Origin of the sequence: Rubritalea profundi (assembly GCF_002954445.1) — a bacterium.
Taxonomy (GTDB): domain Bacteria; phylum Verrucomicrobiota; class Verrucomicrobiia; order Verrucomicrobiales; family Akkermansiaceae; genus Rubritalea; species Rubritalea profundi.
This window is the reverse complement of sequence record NZ_MQWA01000001.1, coordinates 2,444,248-2,468,906: the sequence shown is the minus strand read 5'-3', so window position 1 is coordinate 2,468,906 and position 24,659 is coordinate 2,444,248. Positions and strand designations below refer to the sequence as shown.

Annotated in this window: 26 protein-coding genes, 3 tRNA genes and 1 pseudogene; 18 read left to right on the top strand and 12 right to left on the bottom strand. The window is 49.7% G+C overall.

Annotated features, from left to right (window positions below; translation table 11 throughout):
• Nucleotides 1-15: 15 nt before the first annotated feature.
• The gene (locus BSZ32_RS10725) at nt 16-2,730 is read left to right on the top strand and encodes a DEAD/DEAH box helicase (protein WP_105043404.1); all 2,715 of its coding nucleotides are present in this window, start codon (nt 16-18) and stop codon (nt 2,728-2,730) included.
• A 32-nt stretch (nt 2,731-2,762) separates the two neighbouring features.
• Here the strand turns inward: BSZ32_RS10725 and BSZ32_RS10720 are convergent, their stop codons facing one another.
• From BSZ32_RS10720 to BSZ32_RS10710, 3 genes are read right to left on the bottom strand one after another with little or no spacing between them, the layout of a single operon-like run.
• Entirely contained in the window at nt 2,763-3,710 is a 948-nt protein-coding gene (locus tag BSZ32_RS10720) for a PulJ/GspJ family protein (RefSeq protein ID WP_105043403.1), read from the bottom strand.
• A 7-nt stretch (nt 3,711-3,717) separates the two neighbouring features.
• Complete coding sequence (locus BSZ32_RS10715) at nt 3,718-4,467, bottom strand: type IV pilus modification PilV family protein (protein WP_105043402.1); 750 nt, start codon at nt 4,465-4,467, stop codon at nt 3,718-3,720.
• Between the two features lie 31 nt (nt 4,468-4,498).
• Nucleotides 4,499-5,230 (bottom strand): pilus assembly FimT family protein, encoded by a 732-nt coding sequence (locus BSZ32_RS10710; RefSeq protein ID WP_105043401.1) that lies wholly within the window; start codon nt 5,228-5,230, stop codon nt 4,499-4,501.
• Nucleotides 5,231-5,439: 209 nt separating this feature from the next.
• Between BSZ32_RS10710 and BSZ32_RS10705 the strand changes: the two genes are divergently transcribed.
• The 7 genes from BSZ32_RS10705 (at nt 5,440) to BSZ32_RS10680 (ending at nt 10,087) form a co-directional block, all read left to right on the top strand.
• Nucleotides 5,440-6,006: a type II secretion system protein gene (locus BSZ32_RS10705; RefSeq protein ID WP_165788786.1), complete on the top strand. Its 567-nt coding sequence runs from the start codon at nt 5,440-5,442 to the stop codon at nt 6,004-6,006.
• Nucleotides 6,007-6,229: 223 nt separating this feature from the next.
• On the top strand, nt 6,230-6,736 hold the full coding sequence (locus BSZ32_RS10700) for a hypothetical protein (protein WP_105043399.1): 507 nt from the start codon (nt 6,230-6,232) through the stop codon (nt 6,734-6,736).
• 20 nt (nt 6,737-6,756) lie between these two features.
• Complete coding sequence (hisI, locus tag BSZ32_RS10695; protein WP_105043398.1) at nt 6,757-7,209, top strand: phosphoribosyl-AMP cyclohydrolase; 453 nt, start codon at nt 6,757-6,759, stop codon at nt 7,207-7,209.
• Nucleotides 7,210-7,337: 128 nt separating this feature from the next.
• Nucleotides 7,338-7,691, top strand: coding sequence for a helix-hairpin-helix domain-containing protein (locus BSZ32_RS19360; protein ID WP_206018821.1), 354 nt, complete (start codon nt 7,338-7,340; stop codon nt 7,689-7,691).
• Nucleotides 7,574-8,434, top strand: coding sequence for a DNA-processing protein DprA (gene dprA, locus BSZ32_RS10690; protein WP_240610714.1), 861 nt, complete (start codon nt 7,574-7,576; stop codon nt 8,432-8,434). Before BSZ32_RS19360 ends, dprA begins: the two co-directional genes overlap by 118 nt.
• Nucleotides 8,435-8,584: 150 nt before the next feature.
• Nucleotides 8,585-8,932, top strand: coding sequence for a P-II family nitrogen regulator (locus BSZ32_RS10685; RefSeq protein WP_105043397.1), 348 nt, complete (start codon nt 8,585-8,587; stop codon nt 8,930-8,932).
• Nucleotides 8,933-9,019: 87 nt separating this feature from the next.
• Nucleotides 9,020-10,087 (top strand): peptidylprolyl isomerase, encoded by a 1,068-nt coding sequence (locus tag BSZ32_RS10680; protein WP_165788785.1) that lies wholly within the window; start codon nt 9,020-9,022, stop codon nt 10,085-10,087.
• Here the strand turns inward: BSZ32_RS10680 and BSZ32_RS19355 are convergent.
• Together BSZ32_RS19355 and BSZ32_RS19350 are read right to left on the bottom strand one after the other, a co-directional pair.
• Nucleotides 10,084-10,413 (bottom strand): rhodanese-like domain-containing protein, encoded by a 330-nt coding sequence (locus tag BSZ32_RS19355; RefSeq protein WP_206018819.1) that lies wholly within the window; start codon nt 10,411-10,413, stop codon nt 10,084-10,086. The two genes, BSZ32_RS10680 and BSZ32_RS19355, sit on opposite strands and share 4 nt — an antisense overlap.
• Complete coding sequence (locus BSZ32_RS19350) at nt 10,407-10,625, bottom strand: hypothetical protein (protein WP_206018818.1); 219 nt, start codon at nt 10,623-10,625, stop codon at nt 10,407-10,409. Before BSZ32_RS19350 ends, BSZ32_RS19355 begins: the two co-directional genes overlap by 7 nt.
• Before the next feature lie 77 nt (nt 10,626-10,702).
• Here BSZ32_RS19350 and pssA point away from each other — a divergent pair, with 77 nt between their 5' ends.
• Together pssA and BSZ32_RS10665 are read left to right on the top strand one after the other, a co-directional pair.
• Complete coding sequence (gene pssA / locus BSZ32_RS10670) at nt 10,703-11,533, top strand: CDP-diacylglycerol--serine O-phosphatidyltransferase (RefSeq protein WP_105043395.1); 831 nt, start codon at nt 10,703-10,705, stop codon at nt 11,531-11,533.
• Between the two features lie 159 nt (nt 11,534-11,692).
• A complete protein-coding gene (locus BSZ32_RS10665; protein WP_105043394.1) occupies nt 11,693-12,958 on the top strand; it encodes a hypothetical protein in 1,266 nt (421 codons plus the stop codon).
• Here BSZ32_RS10665 and BSZ32_RS10660 read toward each other — a convergent pair.
• Both BSZ32_RS10660 and BSZ32_RS10655 read right to left on the bottom strand, forming a co-directional pair.
• Nucleotides 12,955-13,482, bottom strand: coding sequence for a SprT family zinc-dependent metalloprotease (locus BSZ32_RS10660; RefSeq protein ID WP_105043393.1), 528 nt, complete (start codon nt 13,480-13,482; stop codon nt 12,955-12,957). The two genes, BSZ32_RS10665 and BSZ32_RS10660, sit on opposite strands and share 4 nt — an antisense overlap.
• A 54-nt stretch (nt 13,483-13,536) precedes the next feature.
• The gene (locus tag BSZ32_RS10655) at nt 13,537-15,783 is read right to left on the bottom strand and encodes a carboxy terminal-processing peptidase (protein ID WP_105043392.1); all 2,247 of its coding nucleotides are present in this window, start codon (nt 15,781-15,783) and stop codon (nt 13,537-13,539) included.
• Nucleotides 15,784-16,006: 223 nt separating this feature from the next.
• Here BSZ32_RS10655 and metF point away from each other — a divergent pair, with 223 nt between their 5' ends.
• From metF to BSZ32_RS10640, 3 genes are all read left to right on the top strand, one after another.
• Nucleotides 16,007-16,915, top strand: a complete 909-nt coding sequence (gene metF / locus BSZ32_RS10650; protein WP_105043391.1) for a methylenetetrahydrofolate reductase [NAD(P)H] — start codon at nt 16,007-16,009, stop codon at nt 16,913-16,915.
• Between the two features lie 47 nt (nt 16,916-16,962).
• Nucleotides 16,963-17,036: transfer RNA gene (locus BSZ32_RS10645), tRNA-Gly, on the top strand.
• 96 nt (nt 17,037-17,132) lie between these two features.
• Nucleotides 17,133-17,699, top strand: coding sequence for a hypothetical protein (locus BSZ32_RS10640; RefSeq protein ID WP_105043390.1), 567 nt, complete (start codon nt 17,133-17,135; stop codon nt 17,697-17,699).
• Here BSZ32_RS10640 and BSZ32_RS10635 read toward each other — a convergent pair.
• Together BSZ32_RS10635 and BSZ32_RS10630 are read right to left on the bottom strand one after the other, a co-directional pair.
• Nucleotides 17,656-18,105, bottom strand: a complete 450-nt coding sequence (locus BSZ32_RS10635) for a sirohydrochlorin chelatase (RefSeq protein ID WP_129589720.1) — start codon at nt 18,103-18,105, stop codon at nt 17,656-17,658. The genes BSZ32_RS10640 and BSZ32_RS10635 overlap by 44 nt on opposite strands.
• A 56-nt stretch (nt 18,106-18,161) precedes the next feature.
• Complete coding sequence (locus BSZ32_RS10630; RefSeq protein ID WP_105043388.1) at nt 18,162-18,491, bottom strand: sirohydrochlorin chelatase family protein; 330 nt, start codon at nt 18,489-18,491, stop codon at nt 18,162-18,164.
• A gap of 129 nt (nt 18,492-18,620) precedes the next feature.
• On the opposite strand from BSZ32_RS10630, the gene BSZ32_RS10625 reads away from it, so the two are divergent.
• Nucleotides 18,621-18,710 (top strand) — tRNA-Ser (locus BSZ32_RS10625).
• Between the two features lie 268 nt (nt 18,711-18,978).
• On the opposite strand, the gene BSZ32_RS10620 is transcribed toward BSZ32_RS10625, so the two are convergent.
• Together BSZ32_RS10620 and BSZ32_RS10615 are read right to left on the bottom strand one after the other, a co-directional pair.
• Nucleotides 18,979-19,053: transfer RNA gene (locus tag BSZ32_RS10620), tRNA-Met, on the bottom strand.
• A gap of 97 nt (nt 19,054-19,150) precedes the next feature.
• Nucleotides 19,151-20,032 carry an alpha/beta hydrolase gene (locus BSZ32_RS10615; protein ID WP_105043387.1) on the bottom strand — a complete coding sequence of 294 codons (882 nt, stop codon included), beginning with the start codon at nt 20,030-20,032 and terminating at the stop codon, nt 19,151-19,153.
• Nucleotides 20,033-20,188: 156 nt separating this feature from the next.
• On the opposite strand from BSZ32_RS10615, the gene BSZ32_RS10610 reads away from it, so the two are divergent.
• The 4 genes and pseudogenes from BSZ32_RS10610 to BSZ32_RS20125 all read left to right on the top strand — a co-directional run bounded on the left by BSZ32_RS10610 (nt 20,189) and on the right by BSZ32_RS20125 (nt 23,201).
• The gene (locus BSZ32_RS10610) at nt 20,189-21,214 is read left to right on the top strand and encodes a S10 family serine carboxypeptidase-like protein (RefSeq protein ID WP_165788783.1); all 1,026 of its coding nucleotides are present in this window, start codon (nt 20,189-20,191) and stop codon (nt 21,212-21,214) included.
• Nucleotides 21,187-21,678: a hypothetical protein gene (locus tag BSZ32_RS10605; protein WP_105043385.1), complete on the top strand. Its 492-nt coding sequence runs from the start codon at nt 21,187-21,189 to the stop codon at nt 21,676-21,678. The genes BSZ32_RS10610 and BSZ32_RS10605 overlap by 28 nt, the downstream gene beginning before the upstream one ends.
• A gap of 77 nt (nt 21,679-21,755) precedes the next feature.
• Nucleotides 21,756-23,012, top strand: a pseudogene (locus BSZ32_RS10600) (sulfatase family protein).
• Between the two features lie 66 nt (nt 23,013-23,078).
• Nucleotides 23,079-23,201, top strand: coding sequence for a hypothetical protein (locus tag BSZ32_RS20125; RefSeq protein WP_276308431.1), 123 nt, complete (start codon nt 23,079-23,081; stop codon nt 23,199-23,201).
• 241 nt (nt 23,202-23,442) lie between these two features.
• Here the strand turns inward: BSZ32_RS20125 and BSZ32_RS10595 are convergent, their stop codons facing one another.
• Entirely contained in the window at nt 23,443-24,537 is a 1,095-nt protein-coding gene (locus BSZ32_RS10595; RefSeq protein ID WP_105043384.1) for a transposase, read from the bottom strand.
• Nucleotides 24,538-24,659: the final 122 nt, after the last annotated feature.

Here is a 24,659-nt window from a genome sequence, read left to right as displayed (position 1 = left end):
TCCACTGACACAGCAATGAGCCAAAGCCTCTCGATCCCATCTATCTCCGACTACCTCTCTGGCGACCAATGGAAACCCCTCTTCTCTAACGGCACTCTCCAACAAGGAAAGAAGCTCGCGCACGCACGGAAAGTCTATCAATCAAAGGCCGAGCATTTACCGACAGGTGATGTTGAAATAGTCAGCTACGTCTCAGAACCTTCAGGCCACCAGCACGAAAGCATCGTCGCTCTTTGGTTAGAAGAAGGTGAAATGCAGATAGACGCGTCCTGTTCCTGCTCAGTGCAAAGCAACTGTGAGCACTGCGTCGCTAGCATTGAGCACCTCATTAGAGGCGAAAGGCTAGCCATCGCTTTTGGCGAAACGCCACACATGGGTGCAGTCACTGAAGGAAAGACCATAGGACTTGCCTCCCCCGCTCCAACTAAGAACTCAGACGACCCCAGCTTTCTCCTCCGCATCGAACGTAGAAACAGCTCTGAGAGATCTGGCCCGGAAATCTACGCTCACGCATTTGCTATCTATGATGAACACAAAGTGCCACTAGAGCCATCTGGGATGTTACTTCCAATCGTTACCGCCGAACGCAAAATCAGCAGGCAACGGGAAGCCGAGATGACGGCTTTACAGACGCTCTACGCGCTCGACCTTTTACCGAAAGATCCTCCAGCGCCTCAGCAGAAGAAAAAATTTGATTCCCGCCCGAAGTGGATGATTGAAACTGATGACCAAGCTGAGGACTGCGGGAAAATTTGGTTTCCCGACAATAAGCAATGGCCGCACCCCGACTTTTACTGGCAACGATTTCGCCACGAGGCCACCAAGGCACTGGAAGCGCGCCATTGGGAAGTACAATTTTCCGCCCACGTAGGGCTCCAGCCTCTGATCTTCCGCAGTGATACTTGGAAGGCTGAAATGGTCGAAGAAGCTAAAGGTTGGTTCAATCTCTCTGCAGGTTTTGAAATTGATGGAGAACACTTCGAGCTACAACCAATTCTAGCAGCACTGCTCACTAACAACTTCTTAGAAGTCACCGATGGCCTACCAAAAGGCCAAGAGTTTATGATCTTCCTGCCAGATGGCCGCGGCTTAGCTCTACCTGTCGGCCGCTTCCGCCACATGTTGGTCACTCTCGGAGAGTTGCTAGAATACAAATTCACTGATGGACCGATCAAAGTTAGTACCCTCGATGCCGCTTTGCTTGAGAATGACACGGACATTGAACTCGATGTCCCAGAGGGTATTGAAAAAATTGCCGAACAAATCCAATCGCTCGAAAAAATTGCCGTCGTCGAGGTCCCCTGTGAACTCAAAGCGACCTTGCGTGACTACCAGCTCCACGGATTTTACTGGATGCAGTTTCTCACCCGCCATCATTTTTGTGGAATTCTAGCGGATGATATGGGGCTGGGTAAGACACTCCAGACGCTCACCCATATTCTCACAGAGATCAGCAGTGGTCGTTCGAAGGGCCTCCCCCATCTCGTCCTCGCTCCAACTTCGGTGGTCGTCAACTGGCAGCGTGAAGCTGCAAAATTTGCGCCAACACTTAAGGTCCTTATCCTTCAAGGCCCAAAACGGCATCAGCATTTTCCAAAAATCTCAAGCTACGACCTCGTCCTCACCTCGTACGCCCTGGTTCATCGAGACCTCGATCAGCACCTGCAGCATTACTATCACCTGATCGCGCTGGATGAAGCTCAGCACATCAAAAACCCTAGTGCTCAGGTATCCATTGCTGTGAGACAGCTCAAATCTAATCACAGGCTTTGCCTCTCAGGCACTCCGATCGAAAACAACCTCGGAGAACTATGGAGCCTCTTTGCCTTCCTAATGCCCGGTTTGTTAGGTGAGCGATCCGCCTTCACGGAAAACTACCGCACACCAATTGAGAAACAAAACGACAAAGGAAAGCGTGATGCTCTTAACCGCAAGGTAGGCCCACTCATCCTACGCCGCACAAAAAATGATGTTGCCAAGGAGTTGCCACCAAAGACAGAAATCCTCCACACCATCACACTCAGTACGGCACAAAAAGATCTCTACGAGACTGTCCGCGCGGCGATGGACAAACAAGTACGCCAAGCGATTGTCGCACGTGGTGGTGAGGCCCAGATTGTCTTTCTCGACGCCCTCCTCAAGTTGCGCCAAATCTGCTGCCACCCAGGCCTTCTCAATTTTAACAGCCAAGCAATGCAAGACGCGTCCAAAACCGAGTCGGCCAAGATGCTCTACCTAATCGACCTGTTAGTCACCCTGCGGCAGGAAGGCCACCGCGTTCTCATATTCTCGCAATTCACTTCTATGCTCTCGATTATCGAGGACTATCTCAAGAGTGAAGAAGTCAGCTATCTCATTCTCACAGGAGCCACAAAGGATAGGCAAGCCTTAGTCGAACGCTTCCAAGGTGGTGAAGGCGAAGTGTTTCTTATCTCTCTCAAAGCGGGCGGTACAGGTCTCACCCTCACTGGGGCTGACACGGTCATCCACTACGACCCCTGGTGGAACCCTGCTGTTGAGAACCAAGCGACCGACCGAGCTTATCGCATTGGTCAGGACAAGCCAGTCATGGTGCACAAGCTTATTTGCTCTGGCACAGTGGAACAAAGGATCCAACAGATGCAGGCAAAGAAAAATACCCTCGCCAACAACATCCTAGATGGCGCCACCCATAGCCTCGATCTAAACGAAAAAACGCTCAGCGATTTACTGAGCGTTGAGGAAAACTAAGTCTCTCACGAGACTGCAATTGAAATACAGCTTTACGGCCGCGGCATTACCACGGACTTGGTGAAGTAGTGGCTATTCTGTTTAACGAACTTAGCGAATGCCGCATCACCAGCGAATTGCTTCTTATTCAGTCCTCTCATTCCTGAATCGGAAAGTACAAGAATGCCGAGTTCGGCGCCTGCCAGGCGCGCTGATGAAGCAACATTGACACCATTACTGTCGACAATATTTGCAGCTGTTGGTGAGGCTAGGGCATCCTTAGCAACCATATTCCCTTTTATTCGAATTTCTTGAAAGTCATTACCCGAGGTCATGACTGGAACTCGTTGTTGCTCCATTACCCCAGTCGCAACGTTATTGAATTCAAAAATAAGAGTAACCGTAAGATTGTAGACATTTTCGGCAATGAAGTTATTGGCATTGGTCACAGCTTCAGCCGCTGCAAGACTTTGAATATCAGGCTTAGCTAGATAGTTATCAAATGTCATATCTGGGTTGATCAAATAACGATACAGCGAGAACACGGGAAATTGCATTCCTCCACTTCCTTCAAATTGATCTTTATACACCAATTTGTAGATCACAGTGGAGATATCGCCGCCATTATCAGTTGCAGTACCTATTGCCCCATCGTAGCGGTCAGTCGCAGCGCTGAAGAAAACAAACTCCAGTGGGTTTTTCATCTCAGCATTAGCCGACGGTCCTAAATCAGTTGAAGCTAAAGTACCATCCATACGAATGGAAAGCCATTCGTACTCATTACCAGAGCGGATCACGATTCCTTCTAGATCGTGCGACATTAGCTCAATACTCTCTTTGGCTAAGCGAGAAGCTCGGGCTTTGTCTCGGCTATCTTTCCATGCGTCCATGGACATACGAGTGGCTCCGATCAAGACGCCAATAATGACAGTCGTGATGGCCATTGCCGTCAACAGCTCAATGAGCGTGAAACCTTTTCTAATAGATGGGTGAGTTTTCATATAAATACTAGCGGCGGACTGCGATATTCTGAGTGGCGACGGGAGTTCCTAACTTATCGAATTCCCAAGCCCCTCCAGTAACGTATGCGTGTAGGTTGTTATTAAGTGGGAAAAACTCCACTTGAAGAGTCATGTAGCCGTCATCATACTGAGAGCCATCTGTAGGGTTAGGTATCGTACTTCCTGCTGCTGGATTCTCTATTTGCCCGGGAGTTCCCAAAATCAATCCTGATCCAGTCGTGGTGTCTTGGACCAACTGAGTCATGCGCACTGCATAAACTTTCCCTTGCACAATACCTGGAGATAGTTCAGCGGTGAGGAGCGCTGCTGACGTTGCTTTGTCGATGCGGCGAGCTACAGTCTGCGTGATATAATCCACTCCTGGGAATTTCAAATCATCATTCACGACGTCAATTGTAGCAGCCTGGAGAGTTCCATCGTCATTATCAACTCCTGGAAGTGTTTGATACTGATAGACGACAATAGCGCTAGTTTCCGTTGGAGAATCTTTAATCCACTGGAAGGCTTTATCGAACGAGGAAATATAGTCAGACTCCCCGGGTCGTAGAATCGCCATTTCATTTTCCAATGTATGAACGAGTCGATTAGCTTCGGCGACTCCGAGAGCTTTGTTGATATTTTTCTGAGCTGGACCAAAGACGGCCATGAAGGTGGTCAGTAGTACGGCAACAATACCGATGGCAATGACCACTTCAACGAGTGAGAAGCCTTTGCGGGAAGAAATGTTTTTTTTCATAAAATTAGAATAGAATCTCAGTCTGATGACATTAGAATTTTGGATCCTCTGAGTTGCTTAAATCTGGGATTTGGCTAGGCGCCCTAAACAAGGTCGTATTGCCACGCTTCCAGATAGCGAAACCGCCGACGTCTAGGCTCCCGTTCTTAGCTTCTTTCGGCGTATCATCTGTGGGGTAGAGCTTCCCTGACTGTACTACAAAAACTCCGACTGGGTCTGGATCATTAGCTGGATGAGGCGGATCCACAAATAAAAATCCTGCGTCATTAAATTCATAGTAGTAACATTCCTGAGGTAGATCAAAACCAGGGATTTTTACATCCATAGTCGCTAGGTCAGTCCCACCACTCAGATTAGCATTGAAAAATACCTTGGGCGGGAGCTGTACACCTCGTGCTTTCAATTGATCTTTAAATTCAGGATTTCCATCCCCGTCCTTTAAGTAAAACCCGTCAGCATCTTGCTGCTGTCCGACAATACCCATGTAACGCAAGTGCTTGGAACGATTTTCACCAGTACCGCCACTCTTGTAGATTACTACACGTGTCGAAGATCCACTGGTTTTTGCTAAGCTACGCGCTTCAGCAAAGAGGCTCTCCGCTTTTGAGGCAGCTGTGTCAGTCCCCTGGGCTGTCGTCGTATTTTTCATCACTTGAGCCCCAATGCCTAGTAGCGTGGAAATTATCACCACGACAACCAGCATCTCGATCAATGTGAATGCCTTACGGCTTGGGGAGGTGTGGCTATTGAAACGGTTTTTCATGGATTGCTTGGTACGCTAGAGATTTCTGGCTGGAGTTAAAATACTTTTTTAAAAAAATTGCTAGCTAATCGTCTCGCCTCAATCTGTATTTACAAAGTAATTGTATAATCGATAAAGGTCAAGCTATCAAAGTCTCGAGAGCATGTGTCAAAAAAAGAATTGGAATCGGGTGCCTCTGACGCTTAATGTTACCCTAGTTCATGAATGCTATGCAAAAAACCTCATACTCACAATTTATTCGTCGCGGTTTCTCCCTCGTCGAAATCCTCGTCGTTATAACCATCATCGCAGTTCTTGCTGCTATAGCTTACCCCGTCGCGGGAAAGATGATCAAGAGTAGCAAGTTGAAGAAAAATCTTGCTATGATTGTCACTATCGAACGAGGCATTGAAGACTTTTACGACGACTACGGTTATTTTCCTATTGATGCCGGCTCAGACGACGAAATCGAATTAGATCAGGTTAACCTACTCAATGCTCTCGCCGGCAACACCAAGGATCGTAATACTACAGGGAAAAACTTCGTCGCTTCACTTCCCGATGCCTCCAATGGCGTAAGCGGGCTTGTCTATCTCGCTAATGGTGACATTGATTCTTTAGTAAACAGTTTCGGCGGGGACTTCTATATCATGCTCGACGGCACTTTTGACGAGGAGATCGACGAGCCTAATGAATTTGGTAACACCACAATCAAACAAAAGCGCAGCCTCATTTGGACCTACGGCGAAGAAGGTCAGGATGGGGACGAGAATGACTTCGTCACATCTTGGGAATAACTCCAAGAGTGGCCGCGCTCGACAAAAGCCAAAATTGTGCGTTTTCGTGGGAATCTAGACACTCTACATGAATGACTTATACATTTAAATTTCCTCTTTCTAGGGGTTTTGTAGGAATTGCCAAGATGTACAATATTGGTACCTTGTAGGATCCTACCCTTGACGGATCACCCATAGCTGCTTCACTGCGTCAGCCCTTATTTTCACTTCATATTATACGACCGTGAACGCATACGAAATTTATCAAAATATCAAGCCATCCATCATTGTAGACCTCTTCATATGGATGCGAGCCGAAGAACGTGACCTCTACAAGACCACTGTCGCAACACTTGCTAACGACCGCAAACTGCGTCCAGTTTTCGTCCAGAAAAAGTCTATCCCTGAGCAAATTTCCTGGATGCACAAGACACTCAAACTCAAGTCCAGCGACATGATTGGCGAGCACCTTTTCCAGGTCTACTTCATGCAAGGCCAACAAACGCTGCTCGTTGCATTCTGTGACGCCATGGGCATTGAACACGATGGCAAAGGATCCGTCGATGGAGCCCTCCCAGAAACGTTCGACACAGATAAGCTCAAAGCAGCTATCGACACTTTACTGGTGGACTTCGACCCACAACTGGTAAGTCTTTACCTCAACATCTTCAACCTCCAGACCGAGTCTGGCTGGGAGAACCTCAATGAGATTCTAGCCTCTGACGAGCGCTTGAAATTTGTTGCCGCTTAATTCCATAGCGAACTCATCTTATGTGCACATCCATTAGTTTTGGCGAACGCGAGGACAAGAAGTCCGTTGAAGAAAAGGCAGTCTTCGCCCCTAAGTTCGATGAAAATGGTCTCATCCCATGCGTTGCCATGGATTCAGTGACCAAAGAGCCACTGATGCTCGCCTACATGAATGAAGAATCACTCAAAATGACCCTCAAGCTAGGTGAAGTGGTTTACTATTCACGTAGCCGCCAAGAAATCTGGCACAAAGGCGCGACTTCTGGCCACACCCAAAAGGTGGTCGAGATTCGGACCGATTGTGATCAAGACGCCGTGATCGTTTATGTTGATCAACAAGGTGCTGGGGCATGCCACACTGGCCGCAATTCCTGCTTCTACCGCAAGGTCGACCTCGAAGCTGGTAGCGCACCTACCGCGCTCGCGTTCACCGAAGACCTGACATTCGATCCGGACTCAGTCTACAAAAAATAGCAGCCCGACGGACAGCAATCCTTTCCAGCCGCAAGCGTTCTCGCCTGCGGCTTTTTTGCGCCCACACATTTCATTCTTGCGAGCGAGAACGATCTAGCACATCCTAACAGCTACTCATTCAACTCAAGATGAATTCACGCGAAGCCACTATAGCTCTGAATATGCTGCCGAAGATTGGACCCATTAGGGTTCGGCGCTTACTCGAGCGCCTCGGTTCAGCGGAGGCTATTCTCAAAGCTGGTGAATCCCAGCTCACTCAGAGCAATGGGATAGGCCCAGAGACTGCACGTATCATCTCCCAATGGGAACAGCATATTGACCTCAGCAAAGAGCTCGACGATGCCAAGCTAGGGGCATCTCCATCATCACTCAAGATGACTCGGATTACCCCGAAGCCCTTCGCCACATGTACGATCCCCCACTCGCGCTCTACATCTGGGGGAATCTCACTGCCGCTGATAAGCACGCCATCGCAATCGTAGGTTCACGCCGCACCACACACTACGGTCAACAAGCTGCTCTAGGATTTTCCCGCGACCTCGCACGCTCAGGCTTAACCATCATTTCAGGGCTAGCAAGAGGGATTGATTCCTTTGCCCACCGAGGAGCACTCGAAGCCAAAGGCCGTACCATCGCAGTCATTGGCTCAGGCCTCGCTCAGCTCTATCCACCAGAAAACTTCAAACTCGCTGAAGAGATCGCCAATGGCCATGGAGCTGTGATCTCAGAATTTCCACTTCAACAACGTCCAGACAAGAAAACCTTCCCCATGCGCAACCGAATTGTCGCCGCGTGGTCTACAGGCGTGCTGGTGGTAGAATGCCCAAAATGGTCGGGTTCAATAATCACAGCGAACCTGGGAATCGAAATGGGCAAAACCGTGTACGCCGTCCCAGGGCCAATCGATAGGCCCACCTCGGCTGGTTGCAACCAACTCATCCGTGACGGTGCCTCACTCGTAAGTAGTGCCGATGACATTTTAGAAGACCTCGAAACCCTGCCTCTCAATTTCGAGCTCGAAGTCCAACCAGCATCCTCTCCTCCGAAAGAACTCGATGCCACGGAACAATGTGTTTTTGACGCCCTCAGCAAAGAAGAGACCCTCATCGATCATATCGTCAACAGCTCCAAGCTTCCGGTCTCCACCGTAATCACCACCTTACTAAGACTTGAAATGAAGAGGCTCATCCGTCAACTCCCAGGTCCTCGATATGTTCTTCGCTAGAATAATTTCACAGACACACAATCTCGTTTTCTTCTCTTGCAAGCAGCCAGCGCCTCCTCTAACGTTGTAACAATAAATCAAAAATACTGATCAACCCAAATGTTGGCACGCTACTTGCTGACAAACAATCAAGACAAACTGTTTTAAGCTATGAAAAAAATCGAAGCAATCATCAAGCCATTCAAACTCGAAGAAGTCAAAGAAGCACTCGCTGAAGTCGGCGTTCAGGGCATGACTGTCACTGAAGTCAAAGGTTTCGGCCGCCAGAAAGGCCACACTGAAATCTACCGCGGATCTGAGTACACTGTAGACTTTCTGCCTAAAGTCAAAATCGACATCGTAGTCGACGACGATCAAGCTCAGAAAGTCGCCGAAGCAATCGTTAAAAGCGCAAACACTGGTAAGATCGGTGACGGCAAAGTCTTCCTCTCTACTGTAGACGAAGCGATCCGCATCCGTACTGGCGAAACTGGTGCAGAAGCGGTTGCAGTCAACTAATCTGACGCGACTCTATCTTTCTAGGCCACACAGCTTTTGTTGTGTGGCTTTTTTGTGCCTGCGCGCTTAGAAACACTGCATATGAAAATGAGTTCTCCATTTGTGATCCGCCTCGCTGCGTGGTCAGTGCTGATGCTCTATCTACTTTTCGACCTCGTGCTTTTTGAAGGGCCTCTCAAAAAGCAAGTTTATCGAATGCAGGGATCGCCGACTGAGAAGTTAAGCAATGACCTCGAACGGGGAATTGTCGCCCGAGTTTTCACCAAGCCTATTTTACTCAGCCAAGTGGACTATGGGGTCGACGACCTCCTTTGGCGCGGTGGCCGCAGCCGTGAAGATGTCGGAGAAATCGAACGTCTTGCACTACGCAAAGCCGTCCTTCGTGAACTCTGCGACCTCTCACTCTTACGAGAAAAAGTAGCACTCAACGACAAGGAATTCCCAGTCACTGACGCTGAGATCGAAGCTGTAATGCTCCGCTTTTCTAGCCGATTCAACAACCCTCAAGACCTCATAAAGGCGATGGCTGATTTTGGGTTTGAAGGAGAAAAAGAACTTCGATTCAGAATTGCGGCACGGCTGCAGCAAAACAAATACCTAGATTTCCACATAGCACGCGGCATCGCCGTAACCGACGAAGAAGCACGCGCGTGGTACACGGCACACACCGAATCACTCACAACTCCCGCCCTCAGAAAAGTCCGTCACATCTTCCTCGCAGCGCTTGAACATTCCGAAGAAGACGCACAGCGCTCGCTGAATGAGGCTCTCGATTTCATCCAATCAGCAACCAACAACTTCGCCTCACTCAACTCCAAGCTCAGCGAAGATGAGCGCAGCAAAAAAGTAGGTGGAGATCTGGGATGGCTGAGCCAGCAACGCATTCCAAATGACTTTGCCGATGCTGTCTTCGCTCTCGAACCACACCAGCCAGCCATCATCAAGACAAAGCTAGGCTGGCACCTAGTCGAAGTCACTGACTCCAAACCCTCCAAGCTAGAGAGCTTCGAGACACTCGAAACTGAAATCATAGTAGCGCTCGAAACCTCACGTCGCAAAGACGCCGTAGCTGAATACCGTAGAAACCTGCACCGCCAGCACCCTAGAAAGGTTGTGGTTCACGAGTCGTTACTCGAAGAACCATGGAGCAACTAGTCCATTTCTAGTCGGTATCTAGGCACCGACTTGTCGACCTCTTTACTCCAGCCATCGATCCCACCGATCACACCCCGGGTCCCTTTGAGACCGTGCCCTTGAAACCAAGCGCAAGTATCGAGCACTCTACCACCAGTGTGATCGTAGAGAATAATAGTGGTGTCTTCTTTAGCCGATCCGAATAGCTCTTGCTGGCGTTCCTGGGTCATAAACTCGGAGCCAGTAATGGCAACAGCCTCATGCTCCTCGCGCGTACGGGTGTCGAGGAATACTATCTCAGCTCCCGATTCGACTAACTCTTTGACATCCTTAGCGGCGATCAACATCGCTGCATCACAGTGTGGCTTTGCAGGATGTGCTCGATCACCTCGCTCACATCAATCTCATTGCGGGTCGCAACCTCAGCCAAGGTTTCGTCATCTCGGTAAGCGCACGAGCTACAACCGCCGATATGATAACGGGCAAAAAGTGCGCGCTTAGCGCCTGGGAATCGAGCAAGTAAGCTCGCCATCGGTGTGGATGCATCTAGATCTGCCATTGCGTGGTCAAGGTAATCACATCTGCCAGCATTTTCCACTGTTTCTTCCCCAACAATTATGCCTATGTAGAACTGCGATGAGTGAGGAATACGAAGAACCAAAAATCTACCTGCTGCCCAACTTGATGACTGCGGGCAATCTTTGCTGCGGTTTCTTTGCTGTGCTCACGATTTTCAAGGGGATGCAGCACGACGAGTTCTCAGAAGCTTATAAGTTTTACCAGCAGGCCATCATGCTCATTTTTGGTTCCTGCATCTTCGATCTTCTCGACGGTAGACTGGCACGACTCGGTGGCCAAGAATCTCCCTTCGGCCAGGAATTCGACTCGATTGCCGATGTTGTTTCCTTCGGCATGGCTCCAGCCCTCCTCGTATCCAAGGCGGTACTTTTTCCACTTTCAGAACAACTCGGTGACTTTAAAATAGGCTGGGCAATCGCCTTCATCTACCTGCTCTGTGGAGCGATGCGGCTCGCCCGCTTCAACTGCCTGGCTAACATGCCTAAAAAACCTGGCGACAACATGGACTTTAGAGGTATTCCAATTCCTATGGCAGCTGGCTTCATCGCCTCCATCACCTTCCTCATCATTCACCTCTACACTGGATCAGCCAATACAACCCAGGGTTTAGGAGCCTGGAATTACGTGCTTGCAGCTGCGATGTTAGGCCTCTCAGCTCTGATGCTCAGTAATGTCCGCTACCCCAGCTTCAAAAAAGTAGATTGGCGCACCAAAGGTTCACTCTGGGGAGTCGTGATCGGAGCAATCTTCTTCATGCTTCTACTCAACGAGCAGACCCGTTGGTACACACCAACCCTCATCTTCACACTCTACCTTCTTTACGGCCTCATCCGCCCTATGCTCTCCAAAAGAATGCAAAAGAAGCTCGAAGAGAAAGTGGAGTCTTAGACATACTGCTTTACTTCAGCTCAGTTGAGCCCCCCATTGTGCTCAATGACGCATTCCATTGCTGCTTGAAAAGCCCTAACCAAATCTGCTCGTTTTTTCGGACAATAGGATAAATATCTTAACCTTGTCCCAATTCAGAATTTAGCCTATATGTTAGTAATGAATCCCTTTATCAGCTGTATCAGCGGCGGACTATTAGCCCTTAGTTCTACTTTAACTTACGCTCAAGCACCCACTTCATTTGAAAAACCTCCTACATTTGAAGCTTCGAAGCTACTCCCCCCAGCGCTCATCAAGAGTGACCTTCACCGCATCCGCGAGTTTTGCCCGAGCGATGGCTTCATGATCCATTTCACCATCGACTCCAACTACGGCGAGATCCAGTGCAACGGAATGAACGAACTGGCCGAGCGGCTCAACGAGCTCAAAGCGATCAAAACTTTAGTTGAAACGAGCCGCACTGACCTCTTTGCAGATGGCCTCAAGCGATCAATCGAAGCACCCATTGATGCGGTAAAAAACATCGCAGAAGACCCGGAAGGTGCCCTTAGGAAAGCCCCCGCCACGGTCGGTCACTTCTTCAAAAAAGTGGGCTCGTCCATCTCAAATGCCTCAGATAAAGTCGAAGATAAATGGGCGAACCGAGACAAAAACAAAGACTCCGCCGAAGCCATTGAAGATGCAGGGAAAGGCCTCGGTAAATCCGCAAAAAGCATTGCAGGCTTTGATAAAGCCAAGCTCGACTGCGCAAGAAAACTAGGAGTAGATCCATATAGCGACAATGCCCTCCTGCAATCTGAAATGGAGAAAATCACTTGGGCATTCTTTGCTGGTGGCCTCCCGCTTCGTCTAGGAGTGTCTGCGGTATCAGGTGGTGCATCTGCCGCCATGACTGCCACCAAAACAGTCGGTCTCCCAGAAGACATTTACGATGTAACCCCCAGTGAGCTGCTGCTGCGTGACCGTGAATCCATGCTAACCCTCGGAGCCAGCGAAACATTGATTGAAGCTGTTTTTCGCAACCAAGACCTCAGCATAGCACAACGCCATAGTATCATAGAGGCACTCAAAGAATTCCCCAAAAATGGTGACAGGCTCAACGCCCTCGGCATCGCGGCCAATTGCCTCAGTAAAGAGCAAGCCCGCTACCTCAATCAGGTAATGATGAAACTCAAAGCTCAGAACAAGAAGACCCCCTACGCAGCTCTCACCACAGTGGGTAGAATGCCTGCAGGTGTCACCAAAGAAGGAATCGTAGAGATTGTCGCGCCTGTCGACTACATCTCGTGGACACCACGTATCGCCGATTTTGCGCAAGCACCAAAAATGCCGCAGATGAAATACCGAGCATTGATCTACGGCCAAATGAGTTCGAAAGCGAAATCAGGATTTGAAGCAGCCGGATGGCAGGTAGTCCAACGCTAAACGATCTGCTCTAACACCAGCAGAAACTTTTTATTATACATGCCGCCACTGAATTTTTGGCAGCAAGGGAAACAAGCGACGTAGCGCTTCATTTTACGGACTCGATCGACTCCATCACCGCAGCTAGGGCAAGAATAGCGCCACTTTTTTTGCTGCTGCCGACGAGGCAGAGGCAAACTATGTGTGGCGCGCTCACCTGGAATCCCTAAATCTACGCAGGCTCGCTGCCACTCCACCCCATGCGGAGCTATTCTTCGACGACCACAACGATGGTACGCCAAGAGATGCGCCAACTCATGGAGCAAGGTTCTACGGACTTCCTCTAGGCTAATCGCAATCAACTTAGGATTCAGCTCGACCTTCGCCTCTGGCCAAAATGCCCGACCAGCAGTAGAGCGCATCCGCGTGTTCCAGACAACATTCACCTTAGAAGCAAATACTGCATCAGTAAGCTCTTCAAGCCGCTGCATAGACTCCTCCAACATGGAGTGCAGTGCTTGACGAATCTGCTCATCTTCGCTCATACAAAAAAGAACCCGCAAGGCCAGCTGAACGAACGGGTTCTGGAAAATTTTTGATTACTTGTTAAGTACACCAGCCATCTTGGCCTGGTTTGTCATTTTCAAAAGATCATTGAGAATAGCAATCCCCTCACGCTTCACCGGGTCGATTCCTGATGGCCACTCTGGGGTGATGTCTAGCTCTTCGATCTCGTCCACAGCACGCTTCATGTAGTCATTGTCATCTGAGGATGGATCAAAAACGGGAAGTTTCGCCGACTTGAGGTCATCTAGGTGCGCTTTGTAGAATGTCATGTTCGCTTTATCTTCTTTCTGAACTTTTGCGAAACGTGCGATACGCTCTTTATTGCGTTCCTTGGTGCGAGCTTCAGCTACGGTCAATTCTGCCTGACGCTCTTCGAGGTTAAGAGAAAGCTCATTCTGCTCAATCCTCTTTTGGGTACGTTTCACATCGTCTTCGAGGTAGCCGAAATCTTTCGACTGCTCCAAGCGCTCAAGGCTCATGCCCTTCAACTGAGCGATAAAGAGGTTTTCGCGGGCAGCTGCTATATATCCAGGAGCGCGACGAATCTTGTCGTAGGCCAATGCGTAGTAGAGGTACTTTTCTCCGACTTCGATGGCATCCATTATATTTGGAAGAACAATGTCAGCCTCGACCCCTTTATTTTGAGTCGACATACCAGAAACTCGGTAGAATTTCTGAATTGTTGGCTTGAGGTATCCTGCACGCTCACGGTTAGCAAAGAAAGGCATCAAGCGCGAGATATCCATAGGCTGCTGGACTGTACCTTTACCAAAAGTAGAGCTGGTACCGACGACGAGCGCGCGGTTATAGTCTTGTAGAGCTCCCGCAAGAATTTCACTCGCCGAGGCACTAGATTTATCGATCAACACAACCATTGGCTGCTTGAAAATTGCTTTATCGTAAGCACTCTTCAGATCGATACTGCCCTTGTAGTTTTTAACTTGCACCACGGGACCTTTACCCGTGAAGAAGCCTGTCATGCGGCGGACTTCTTCGAGTGATCCTCCACCATTACCACGAAGATCTAGAACAAGGCCTTCTACCTTTTCCTTATTGAAACGGAGTAGAATTTTCTCCACATCCACCGAACAACGGGTCTCACCGGTGTCAAAGTTAGCGTAGAACGAAGGTAAGGTAAGCACACCAATGCGGCTCAATTCACCGTCTGCATTTTTGCGTTCAATGATCTCGCCCTGAGCAAACGACTCGCCCATCTCGACGGTTCCTCGCTTGATGACAATAAACTTTGGCTCACCACCATCTGCTGGCTCCACCTTGAGGCGGACACTAGTCCCAGCTGCACCACGGATCTTATCGACGACTTTGTCGAGCTTCATGAACATGATGTCGACCACTTTGCCTGTGTTGTTGATGTCTACTCCTACCACACGGTCATTGAGCTTGAGCTCACCTGCTGATTCAGCTGGTCCACCTTTGACAATTCCCATGATCTTAGTTGCTCCATCTTCTTCACCTTGGAGCATTGCTCCAATACCGACAAATTCGTTGCTCATACCTGACATGAAACGCTCCATCTCACGTGCGCTAAAGTAATCAGTATGCGGACCATATGACTTGGCCACAGCACTGAGAAAAAAGTTTGCAACGTCTTCGTTGTCGACACCGTCCACCGCGCGCTTCACTCGCTCATATCGTAGCTTGAGTTTCTCACCGATAGCCTTCTCATCTTTCAGTGGGTTCTCTTTTCCTTGCTCCTTGGCTCGAATCTCAATAATGGATCGACGTAATGTCTCAGAAAGCATCGCGTCTTCAATCATTCCACTCCAAAGTTTATTTGCTGCCGCTTTATCAGCCGGCCAGCCCGTATCCGTAGGCTCTTTCACATCGCGACGCGAGCGTACGATCGTATCGTTCCCACTAAAATCAAATTTTGCTTCCGTCAGAAGCCTTTTAGCAAACTCGGTCTGCTCATCGACACGCTTGCGATAAAGGTTATAGATAGCCTGAGCCGGCTTCATGCTCTCCTTGTGAAGTAATAAATCGGTAAGGCGTGTTCCGTATTCCTTCTCGAGCGCATCAATGTCCTTCTGAGTGAAAAACATTTTCCCGTAATCGAGCTCATTGACGTACACTTTGAAGATCTTCTCACTTAACTTTGCATCAAAGGGAAGACGGTCATAATGTCGATTTTGCAGCATGATCGACATCTGCTTACCGACTTCATTGAAATCAGTCTCAGCAGCCGCAGCTGGTATTACAGTAGACAAAGCTGCTGCACCACTGAGTACAACATTACGTATTGTGTTTTTTATCTTCATAGTTCTAGTTCTCCCCCGACATAAATATTCATCCCATGCATGAGGTGTGTATCATCGTTCAGAGATTCTCACTTGTCGAATCCTTTCCTCCAATCAAGCGCTTCAAGCCCCCTCTCTTATCCAATTTTTTATAACTACGCTCTAAGTATGCAGCAACTTACACCCTCCTTGACGGCTTTTTGGCTTTGCTTCCCTCCATTCATACTCCACAAATGCGCCGTTCATGCACATTTCTGACATTCTTAGCCAAGACGGCCCGTCCCTCTCATTTGAATTCTTTCCTCCACGTACCAAGGAAAGCTTCGACGCTCTTTACCAAGTCATCGCTGAGCTTGAACCCTACAAACCATCGTTTGTCTCCGTCACCTACGGAGCTGGCGGCACCACCCGTGACCTCACTCACGATCTAGTACTCAGAATCAAGGAAACTACTGGAATCCCACCCGTTCCTCACCTCACCTGCATTGGCCACACTGAAGCCGAAATCGACGCTATCCTTCAGCGCTATGCTAACGCAGGAGTCTCCAATATCCTCGCCCTCCGTGGGGACCCGCCACGCGACCAACCAGACTATGATCGCTCCAATGATGACTTTAAATTCGCCGCAGACCTCGTCGCATTTATCAAAAAATTCAACCAATCTGGACGCCACCCCGACGCTCGTGGCTTCGGCATTGGCGTGGCTGGCTTCCCAGAAGGCCACCCAACCACTCCAAATCGGGTGTTAGAGATGGAATATATGAAAGCCAAAGTCGATGCCGGCGCCGACTACATCTGCACCCAGCTCTTTTTCGACAACCACGACTTCTTCGACTACCGCGAACGCTGCCAAATTGCTGGGATTACTATCCCAATTATCGCAGGAATCATGCCTGTTACTTCGGTCAAAGGCATGAGCCGCATGGCTGAACTCGCCGAAGGCGCTCGCTACCCAGCCAAGCTACTCCGAGCCCTAGAACGCGCCAATGGCAACCCAGAATCTGTGGAACGCATTGGTACTCACTACGCTGCACAACAATGCCTCGAGCTCCTCGACGGCGGAGTCGATGGCATTCACTTCTACACACTCAATAAGTCGAAGGCGACACGTGAAATTTATGCAAGTTTAGGCTTGAGCCAAGCGCTGGCCTAGCCTAATACTCTCCCACATCACCAACACGGCGATGTTCTAACGGTAAAGCGGGTATAGCATAGTGGTAATGCTCCAGCCTTCCAAGCTGACTAGGAGAGTTCGATTCTCTCTACCCGCTCCACCGCTAAAAAGCCGCATCTGATAAAGATGCGGCTTTTTTGTGTCCGTTACAAAACTCTCTTCACAAACTGACTCCACCTCTGTTAGTTTTCAGTCCATGTCGAAGAAGAAGAAATACGTAATCCTCATCTCTCTGGCAATTGTCACTATCGCCACTGTCAGTATCCGAGGCTACTATAAAAGCCAGTATCCCTACGGTCGCACGCACCGATGCTCAAAAGGTCTATACTTTGCTCTCCTCAGCTACTCTGAGGGCCATGATGGCGAATTACCGAACTCTGATGACCCCTCAAAGCTAGCTCTAACACAACTTATCGGAAATGGATGGGTCGATCAAGACAATCTAGATCTTATCGTCGGCAAAGCTGGCGATCTAGAAGCCGCCGAGAAATTCTACGCCAACCATGGCTACCTCAAACCTGAGCGCAGCTCATGGCACTTCGTCAATGGCCTCAATGAGAACGACCGAGGAATGGCCATAGCATGGGATAAAATTCCACTCGACCATAACGGCCGCGTATCTGAAAGCAGGGAAGTCATCATGGTTGGTCGGGCTGTGAGCAACATCCCGAACTCAGAATGGCCAGCCTTCCTCAAAAAGCAGGCAGAGCTCCTAGATGTTAAGAAACTACGTGAAGCTCACGATAACGATCCGCAAGAATAGCCACCAACTCTTCCACTTTACTCCCGACCAGCCCAGTCATCTCAGCTTCTAACTGAGGGGTCTTTAGCTTTGCCGCCTGACAGATCTCGGCCACATCGCCTTGCGCTCCAGCATGCCTACCAGGCCCAGCGAACAACATCGACACGATCACCTTCTCCTCATAGCCCTCTGCCCCGAGAAGACTCCCTAACAAAGGATCGTTAAAATCATACTCAGCTCCCTCACGGCGCTCCATAGAGCACGCAGTGACACTGCATTGTTTCTCAACTAACAACTCCTGAAGCTGTTTAGCAATAACTTCCCGCACCTCATTCACTGCCCGCGCTGGTGTCCCGTGGTCGCACATCGCCACACTCGCCTGCGTCCAACCCAGAGTATCCATTTTCTCAGCCACTAGCGATGCCATGATATCTGCTATGCGCGTATCTGCCTGCCGCACCAATGTCGGCGCTACAGTCACCTTCAGCCCCCCCAGCCCTCTAACCTCAGCTCACTCACCCGCTGCGGCAGATAATCCACCAGCGCCCCACTCGGTCCAAAAAACAAAGGAATAATCGTGAATTCATCTTTCCCCAGAGCCCTCTGAGCACGCAGAAATGGCACCAAAGTCTGAGCCACCACCCCATCCGTATCCGCTGGATCCAGCTTACTCGAATGCAACAACGAAACTGGATGGACAGGCATCTGCAAATTGGCACTAAGAGCCTCCGCCAAAACGCGCAACTGTATAGTCGCCTCAGCTCGCAATGAGCCATTATCCATCAATACTATCACCTCATCTCCTGCTGCCATCCCCCCATATAGGAGCGCATTTCTCAGCCGTCAAAAACCAATCTAGATTTTTGCAAAAAAAGCATTGCCATCAACTAGATCACTCGTTAGCTTCCGCCCACCTCGAAAGAGGTAATATTTAAGATAACGGGGTCGGTGTCAGAGTGGTCGAATGAGCTCGCCTGGAAAGCGTGTGTGGCAGTGATGTCACCGAGGGTTCGAATCCCTCCCGGCCCGCCATCTTAAGCAAACGCTGCAACCGTATTGGTTCGCAGCGTTTCTTGTTTCTAGCAATAGGCCAATTGATACATTGCCCTGTACGTATTCAGGAATATTCAAAACCACCCACTTTTCAAAAATGGCTTCACATTCATGCTGGGTCGAATATTCCACCAACATCAACCCATCAAGGTGGGTTATAGTCGCATTCAGCTTAACAGAACCCAACGCCTCAATACCCAGACAAGAAAAAGCCCGTAACCATTACAGTTACGGGCATTTATATAAATGGTAGCAGGTGAGAGATTCGAACTCTCGACCAATGGACTATGATTCCACTGCTCTACCACTGAGCTAACCTGCCATTCACTTATTTACGTCTGAAGATTGCTCCTTAGACGGGCTGGGATTTACCCCAACCACCTCGTTCTGTCTACAGAAAAGTAGATAAATCTTCAATCTTACGGAACGAGAGTCTGGTCCATCCAGCGCAGCAGCTGAGTGCGGTATTTGCCGTCATCGACAAAAAAGCAATTCACGTGGTTACCGCCCACCACCCGCATCAATTTTTTTGGCGGATTTGCAGCCGCTAGTAATCTCTCAGCCTGCGCGAATGGGATGGTCTCATCGTCTGAGCCATGCACCACGAGGATTGGCGTACCTTCCGGCAGTTTCTTTACGTAAACATAGGGTTCAAAGGTATCGCTCACCACCTTTCTCGCTCGCGGTCCAGCCACCCGCTCAGCCATGTCCTTATAGGAAGCGAAGGTTGAATCTACCACCACAGCCTTGAGGTTTTCCGGGGCCAACTCGGCGAGTGCTGCAATAGATTTCGCTCCCCCCAGACTATGACCCATGGATATAATTCCATCCACCTCCTTGCGCCCAGTTGTATAGATAAAAGCGGCCTTGGCATCCTCCACAATACCTTCTTTAGAGATTTCCCCGCCAGACTTCCCATAGCCTCGGTAGTCGTACATCATCACGTTGTAGCCAGCATCCACTAGCCAATAGACGAATACGAAGTGGTGCGGCAAGGAACCAGCATTGCCGTGAGAGTAGACGACTGTGGCCTTGGCCGTCTTGGCTGACTTGGCCGGTATCCACCAGCCGTGGAGTTTGACTCCATCGCTCGCCGTGAATGTTACGTCCTCGTAGTTGTAGCCGTGCTTAGCGGGGGTGAATGGTGCGTCCTTTGTCGGGAAATAAAAGAGTCGATCACCACCGTCTTTACCCATCAAACCCAATGCAATCGCGGTGGGTAAATCGGTCTCCGCAGCACAAGAAACTAAACTTGGCTGAGCGAGTAGACAGAGGGAGGCGATGAGACGCTTGAACAACATATTCTAGAGTTATCATGAATTTTGGCGTTTGGATAGGGCATCAATCGACGATCAGACCTTGAGCTCGAACTAGAGTTCTCCCCCTCCACCAGAAAATTAGTTGAAATATCTCAAGAAAAGATGACAGATGGACGATTCTCTGCTTGTTTACTCCCTATGCATTGGACATCACCACTCACCCTTCTTGTTGGACTCCTACTCACTGCGGGCAGCGTAAGCGCAGCGGAAGAAAAGGAGAAAAAGGACGAAGCTAAACCTGAGCAAAAAGAACCTGTCAGCCGAGATGGATCGGTCACAATAGCAGGGGCTCAGATCGACTACACAGTGACGACTGGCGAACTCCAACTGAAAAATGACAAAGGCGAAGAGCAAGCCAACATCTTTCACGTCAGCTATATAAAGAAAGGCGTCAAAGATCTGAGCACCCGCCCGGTCCTCTTTGCCTTCAATGGAGGTCCAGGTTCCTCAGCAGTCTGGTTACACCTCGGCGCACTGGGACCTAGAATCATCCCAACCTCTGCGGATGGCACCAAGGCTCTCGCTCCTCCAGTCACAGTGGTCGAGAACCCACAGTCCATCCTCGATGTCGCTGACCTCGTGTTTGTGGACCCCGTCGCGACTGGACTCTCGCGCCCTGAGGACAAAGACAAATCAAAGCAATTTTTCGGCGTCAATGGCGACCTCGATTCGATGTCCGATTTCATCCGCCGATGGATTACTCAGCACAAGCGCTGGTCTTCACCAAAATTCGTTCTCGGTGAAAGCTATGGATCACTCCGCGCTGCCGGTCTCTCGGACAAGCTACAACAGCGCTATGGCATGCATTTGAATGGAGTGATCTTGCTCTCTGGACTGCTCGACTATCGCACTCTGAGCCCTAGTCCAGGCAACGACCTATCCTACTCCATTTTTCTTCCATCATTAGCTGCCACGGCGCATTTCCATGGCAAAATAAAAGGCGACCGCAAAACCATTGTCAAAGAAGCCAGGAGTTTGCGGCAACGACCTACCGCACAGCTCTCTACCGTGGACAGACACTCGATGACGCAAGCAAGCAAAAGATCGCGGCTAAAATCTCAGAGCTCACCAGTCTCGATCCACAATGGATCATCGACAACCACCTTCGTATCTCCCCTAGCAAGTTCCGCAAACAGTTGCTCAAAAGCGAAGGTAAAGTGCTAGGACGCTTTGATGCCCGAGTCGCATGGGACGCGATCAACACTGCCAGCGACCACCCTGACTACGACCCCTCCTACTCAGTAGTCCACGGACCAATCTCCACCGCTATGCTCGACTACCTCGGTCGTGACCTCGGCTGGAAAGATGAACGCGTCTATGAAATCCTCACCGGCAAGGTTCACCCGTGGAACTGGAATGCTAACAACTCCTACGTCAACCTCAGCGGATCGATCGCCAGCGCTCTCAAACACAACCCAAAGCTTCGTGTGTTAATCCAATGCGGCCACACTGACCTAGCCACCCCAGCTAGCGGCATCCTCTACAGTATTGACCACCTGATGCTCCCCAAAGCGCAGCGCGCTAACATCCAGACCGCTTGGTACGATGCGGGTCACATGTTCTACCTGAACCAAACAGATCTAGAAAAGATGCGCAAAGACCTCGTTTCCTTTATCACTGAAGAATAAATTTGACGCCAATACATTAGCAAGAAATCGATCGCTCAAGTGTCCATTTTCCACTAACATAAAGGCACCTTATTCAGATGACCCATATCAAATTCTCTCTTTGCTGCATCGCCATCTTGGCTCTTAGTATATCAGCTCCAGCAAAAGACCAACGGCCTAACATCATCCTCGTAATGGCAGATGACCAAGGCTACGGAGATTGCGGTTTCACTGGCCACCCGTTCGTCAAGACTCCTGAGTTAGACGCCATGGCTAAAGAAAGTGTCGTCTTCAATCGCTTTTACGCGTCTGCTCCCGTCTGCTCCCCCACCCGCGCCAGCGTCCTCACCGGCCGCCACCCGATGCGCACCAACATACCGAACCACGGCCACTAAATGCGCCCCCATGAAACCACCCTAGCAGAGGTACTGCAGTCCGCGGGCTACGTCACCGGACATTTTGGCAAGTGGCACATCGGGTCGGTCCAACCCGAGAGCCCAACATCGCCAGGTAAAGTTGGTTTCGACGAGTGGCTCACTGGTCTCAATTTCTTTGACCAAGACCCCTACCTCGTAAAGAACGGCAAGTACGAGCAACTGAAAGGGCAAGGGTCGGTGCTCACCATGGATGCCACGCTCGATTTCCTCAACAAGCACAAGGACGGTGACAAACCAATGTTTGCCGTCACGTGGTTTCCAGCGCCTCACGACCCACACAAAGAAGTTCCTGTCGATTTCCCCGGCGGTGATGACCTCTACAAGGACCTTAAAAAGAAGTACGGTATCGAAGATCACTTCCGCGGATACTTTCTAGAAATCAACCTGTTAGATCAACAAGTGGGACGCCTCCGCAAAGAACTACGCAAGATGGAAATCGCCGACAACACCATCGTTTGGTACTGCAGCGACAATGGAGGACTGGTCACACAATCCGCTGGTGGACGGGCTAAAAAAGGGAGCATCTACGAGGGTGGCTTGCGTGTTCCGGCATTACTAGAATGGCCAGCCAAGCTCAAACACATAACGATCGACACCCCCGCAAACACCTCTGACATCTACCCCACTCTTCTGAAAATCGCAGGAGCAGAGGTAGAGCACCAGCCTCGACTCGATGGTGTCGACCTCGCCCCCGTTATTGCTGGCACCCAAAAAGAACGCCCTGGAATGGGATTTTGGCATCATTACGAAAGCGGCCAATCCACCTGGAGTGACAGAATCATCAAAAAGTTGATGGAAGCCCAGCAGGCGGGAGAAGCCACACCCCACCCCGAGCGCCTCCTCAAAAACATCAACGACTTCCCCAAACGTGACCGAAGCAACTTCAACGGCCACGCCGCCTGGACTCAATGGCCCTAGAAGATCCACCGTATCGTCAGCAATGGCAAACAGACTGTAGAGCTCTACAACCTAGTAACCGACCCTATGGAAGCCAAGGATCTCTCGAAGTCCGATGCCGACCGCACTGCTACAATGCTAGAACAGTTAGACAAATGGCAAAATTCAGTCTTCGACTCCTGGGAAGGTAAAGACTACCAAAAACCTTAACACCCTAGCTAAGCCAGCTTCCCACAAATTTTCAGAGCCTCAGCGAGTACCGACACGCCGGGGATTTTTTGAATTCTGGAGAGTAGTTAGTAGGCCGCGGTGCCATGTCCCACGGCCTGCTCCATCCCAGTCGGAAAACCGAATACTGCCAACTGAAAACTCTCAACCTTCGAGCTTCTCATTTTCCAAGCAGAGCATCCGCTTCGCCATAACCCAATGTAGGAGAAATAGCCTACTCACACTAAATACGGTAAATATCCTTCCTCAAATCTCTAAGACTATACATACGGGAATCACTAACTTGCTGTAACTTCCTCGCTCCGGTCGTTCGTTTAGTATGCTGCTCTGGCCGAGCTTCCTTCATTCTATAAAAGAACCTATCCACAAACTCACGACTGCCTAACACCACGCCATCGGTGAAGTAACGCACCTTGCAGTGTAGCATTTGCGCAGCACTCAGTTTACCTCCAGTTTTTAGAGTTTTATCAATCTCGCTCGCGCTAAAACCATTTCGTCTCTTATACCGTATCGATTTACTCTCGCCCAGTACTCCCTGCGCCTCTTGATCGGCTGCCGCCCCCTCTCCAACCATCATCATCCGGTACTCGCCCATCACCTCTTGCCAGGTCTCAGCTAGAGGTTCATTTACTGCATAGCCATCCGGCTTCCGCATCACCTCTAACAAACCATTCTGAGCAACCTCAACACCTGCAGACGCTTCGCCATAACTGCACCACCTATAATCCTTCGGATCACTCACCATTCCTGCACGTACAGGATTGAGGTCAATGTAGGCCGCCGTCATACGTGTGGCATAGCCATCCTCCACTAACACACTCTTAAATCTTCCCTCCCACAGCGTGCCTGTCGTGCCCTTGCGCTTATTGTACCACTGCGTGAATTTCTGCTTCACCGCCTTCATGAACTCGGACAAATCACACATCCTCCGCGTGTAGCGCTCCTTCAGCTCCCGCACCGCTAGCTTCCGATCCTCTTTATTCTCGATAGCACGGCACTCAGCCAGCCAGCGCTTCACATCCGCGAGGTGTTCATCGCTATAAATCAAAGCCAACTTCTCTAAAAAGGCGGCATCTGAAAGCATTCGCTTAGGTTTTGGTGGCACCTTCACCAGGATATGCACATGGTTACTCATCAGACAAAACGCCAACACCTTCACCCCGCAATACGCTTCATATTGCCGCATCGTCTTCCTAAAAAACTCCTTTTCCTCCTTCTTAAAAAGAAACGTTCTCCATACGACCCTTGAAAGGCAGTGATATACTGACGCACAAGTCTCATGCTCCTGGGCTAGTAAATATTTACGAGTAACTCTCATGATCAGGGGAATCACAACAACTCGAACACAACGCACAAATCATTGATTACTTAAGATATACACAACATCTAAAAACCATTCAAGACTTTTCCTGACTATTGCTCTGTCCCTATATACCCACG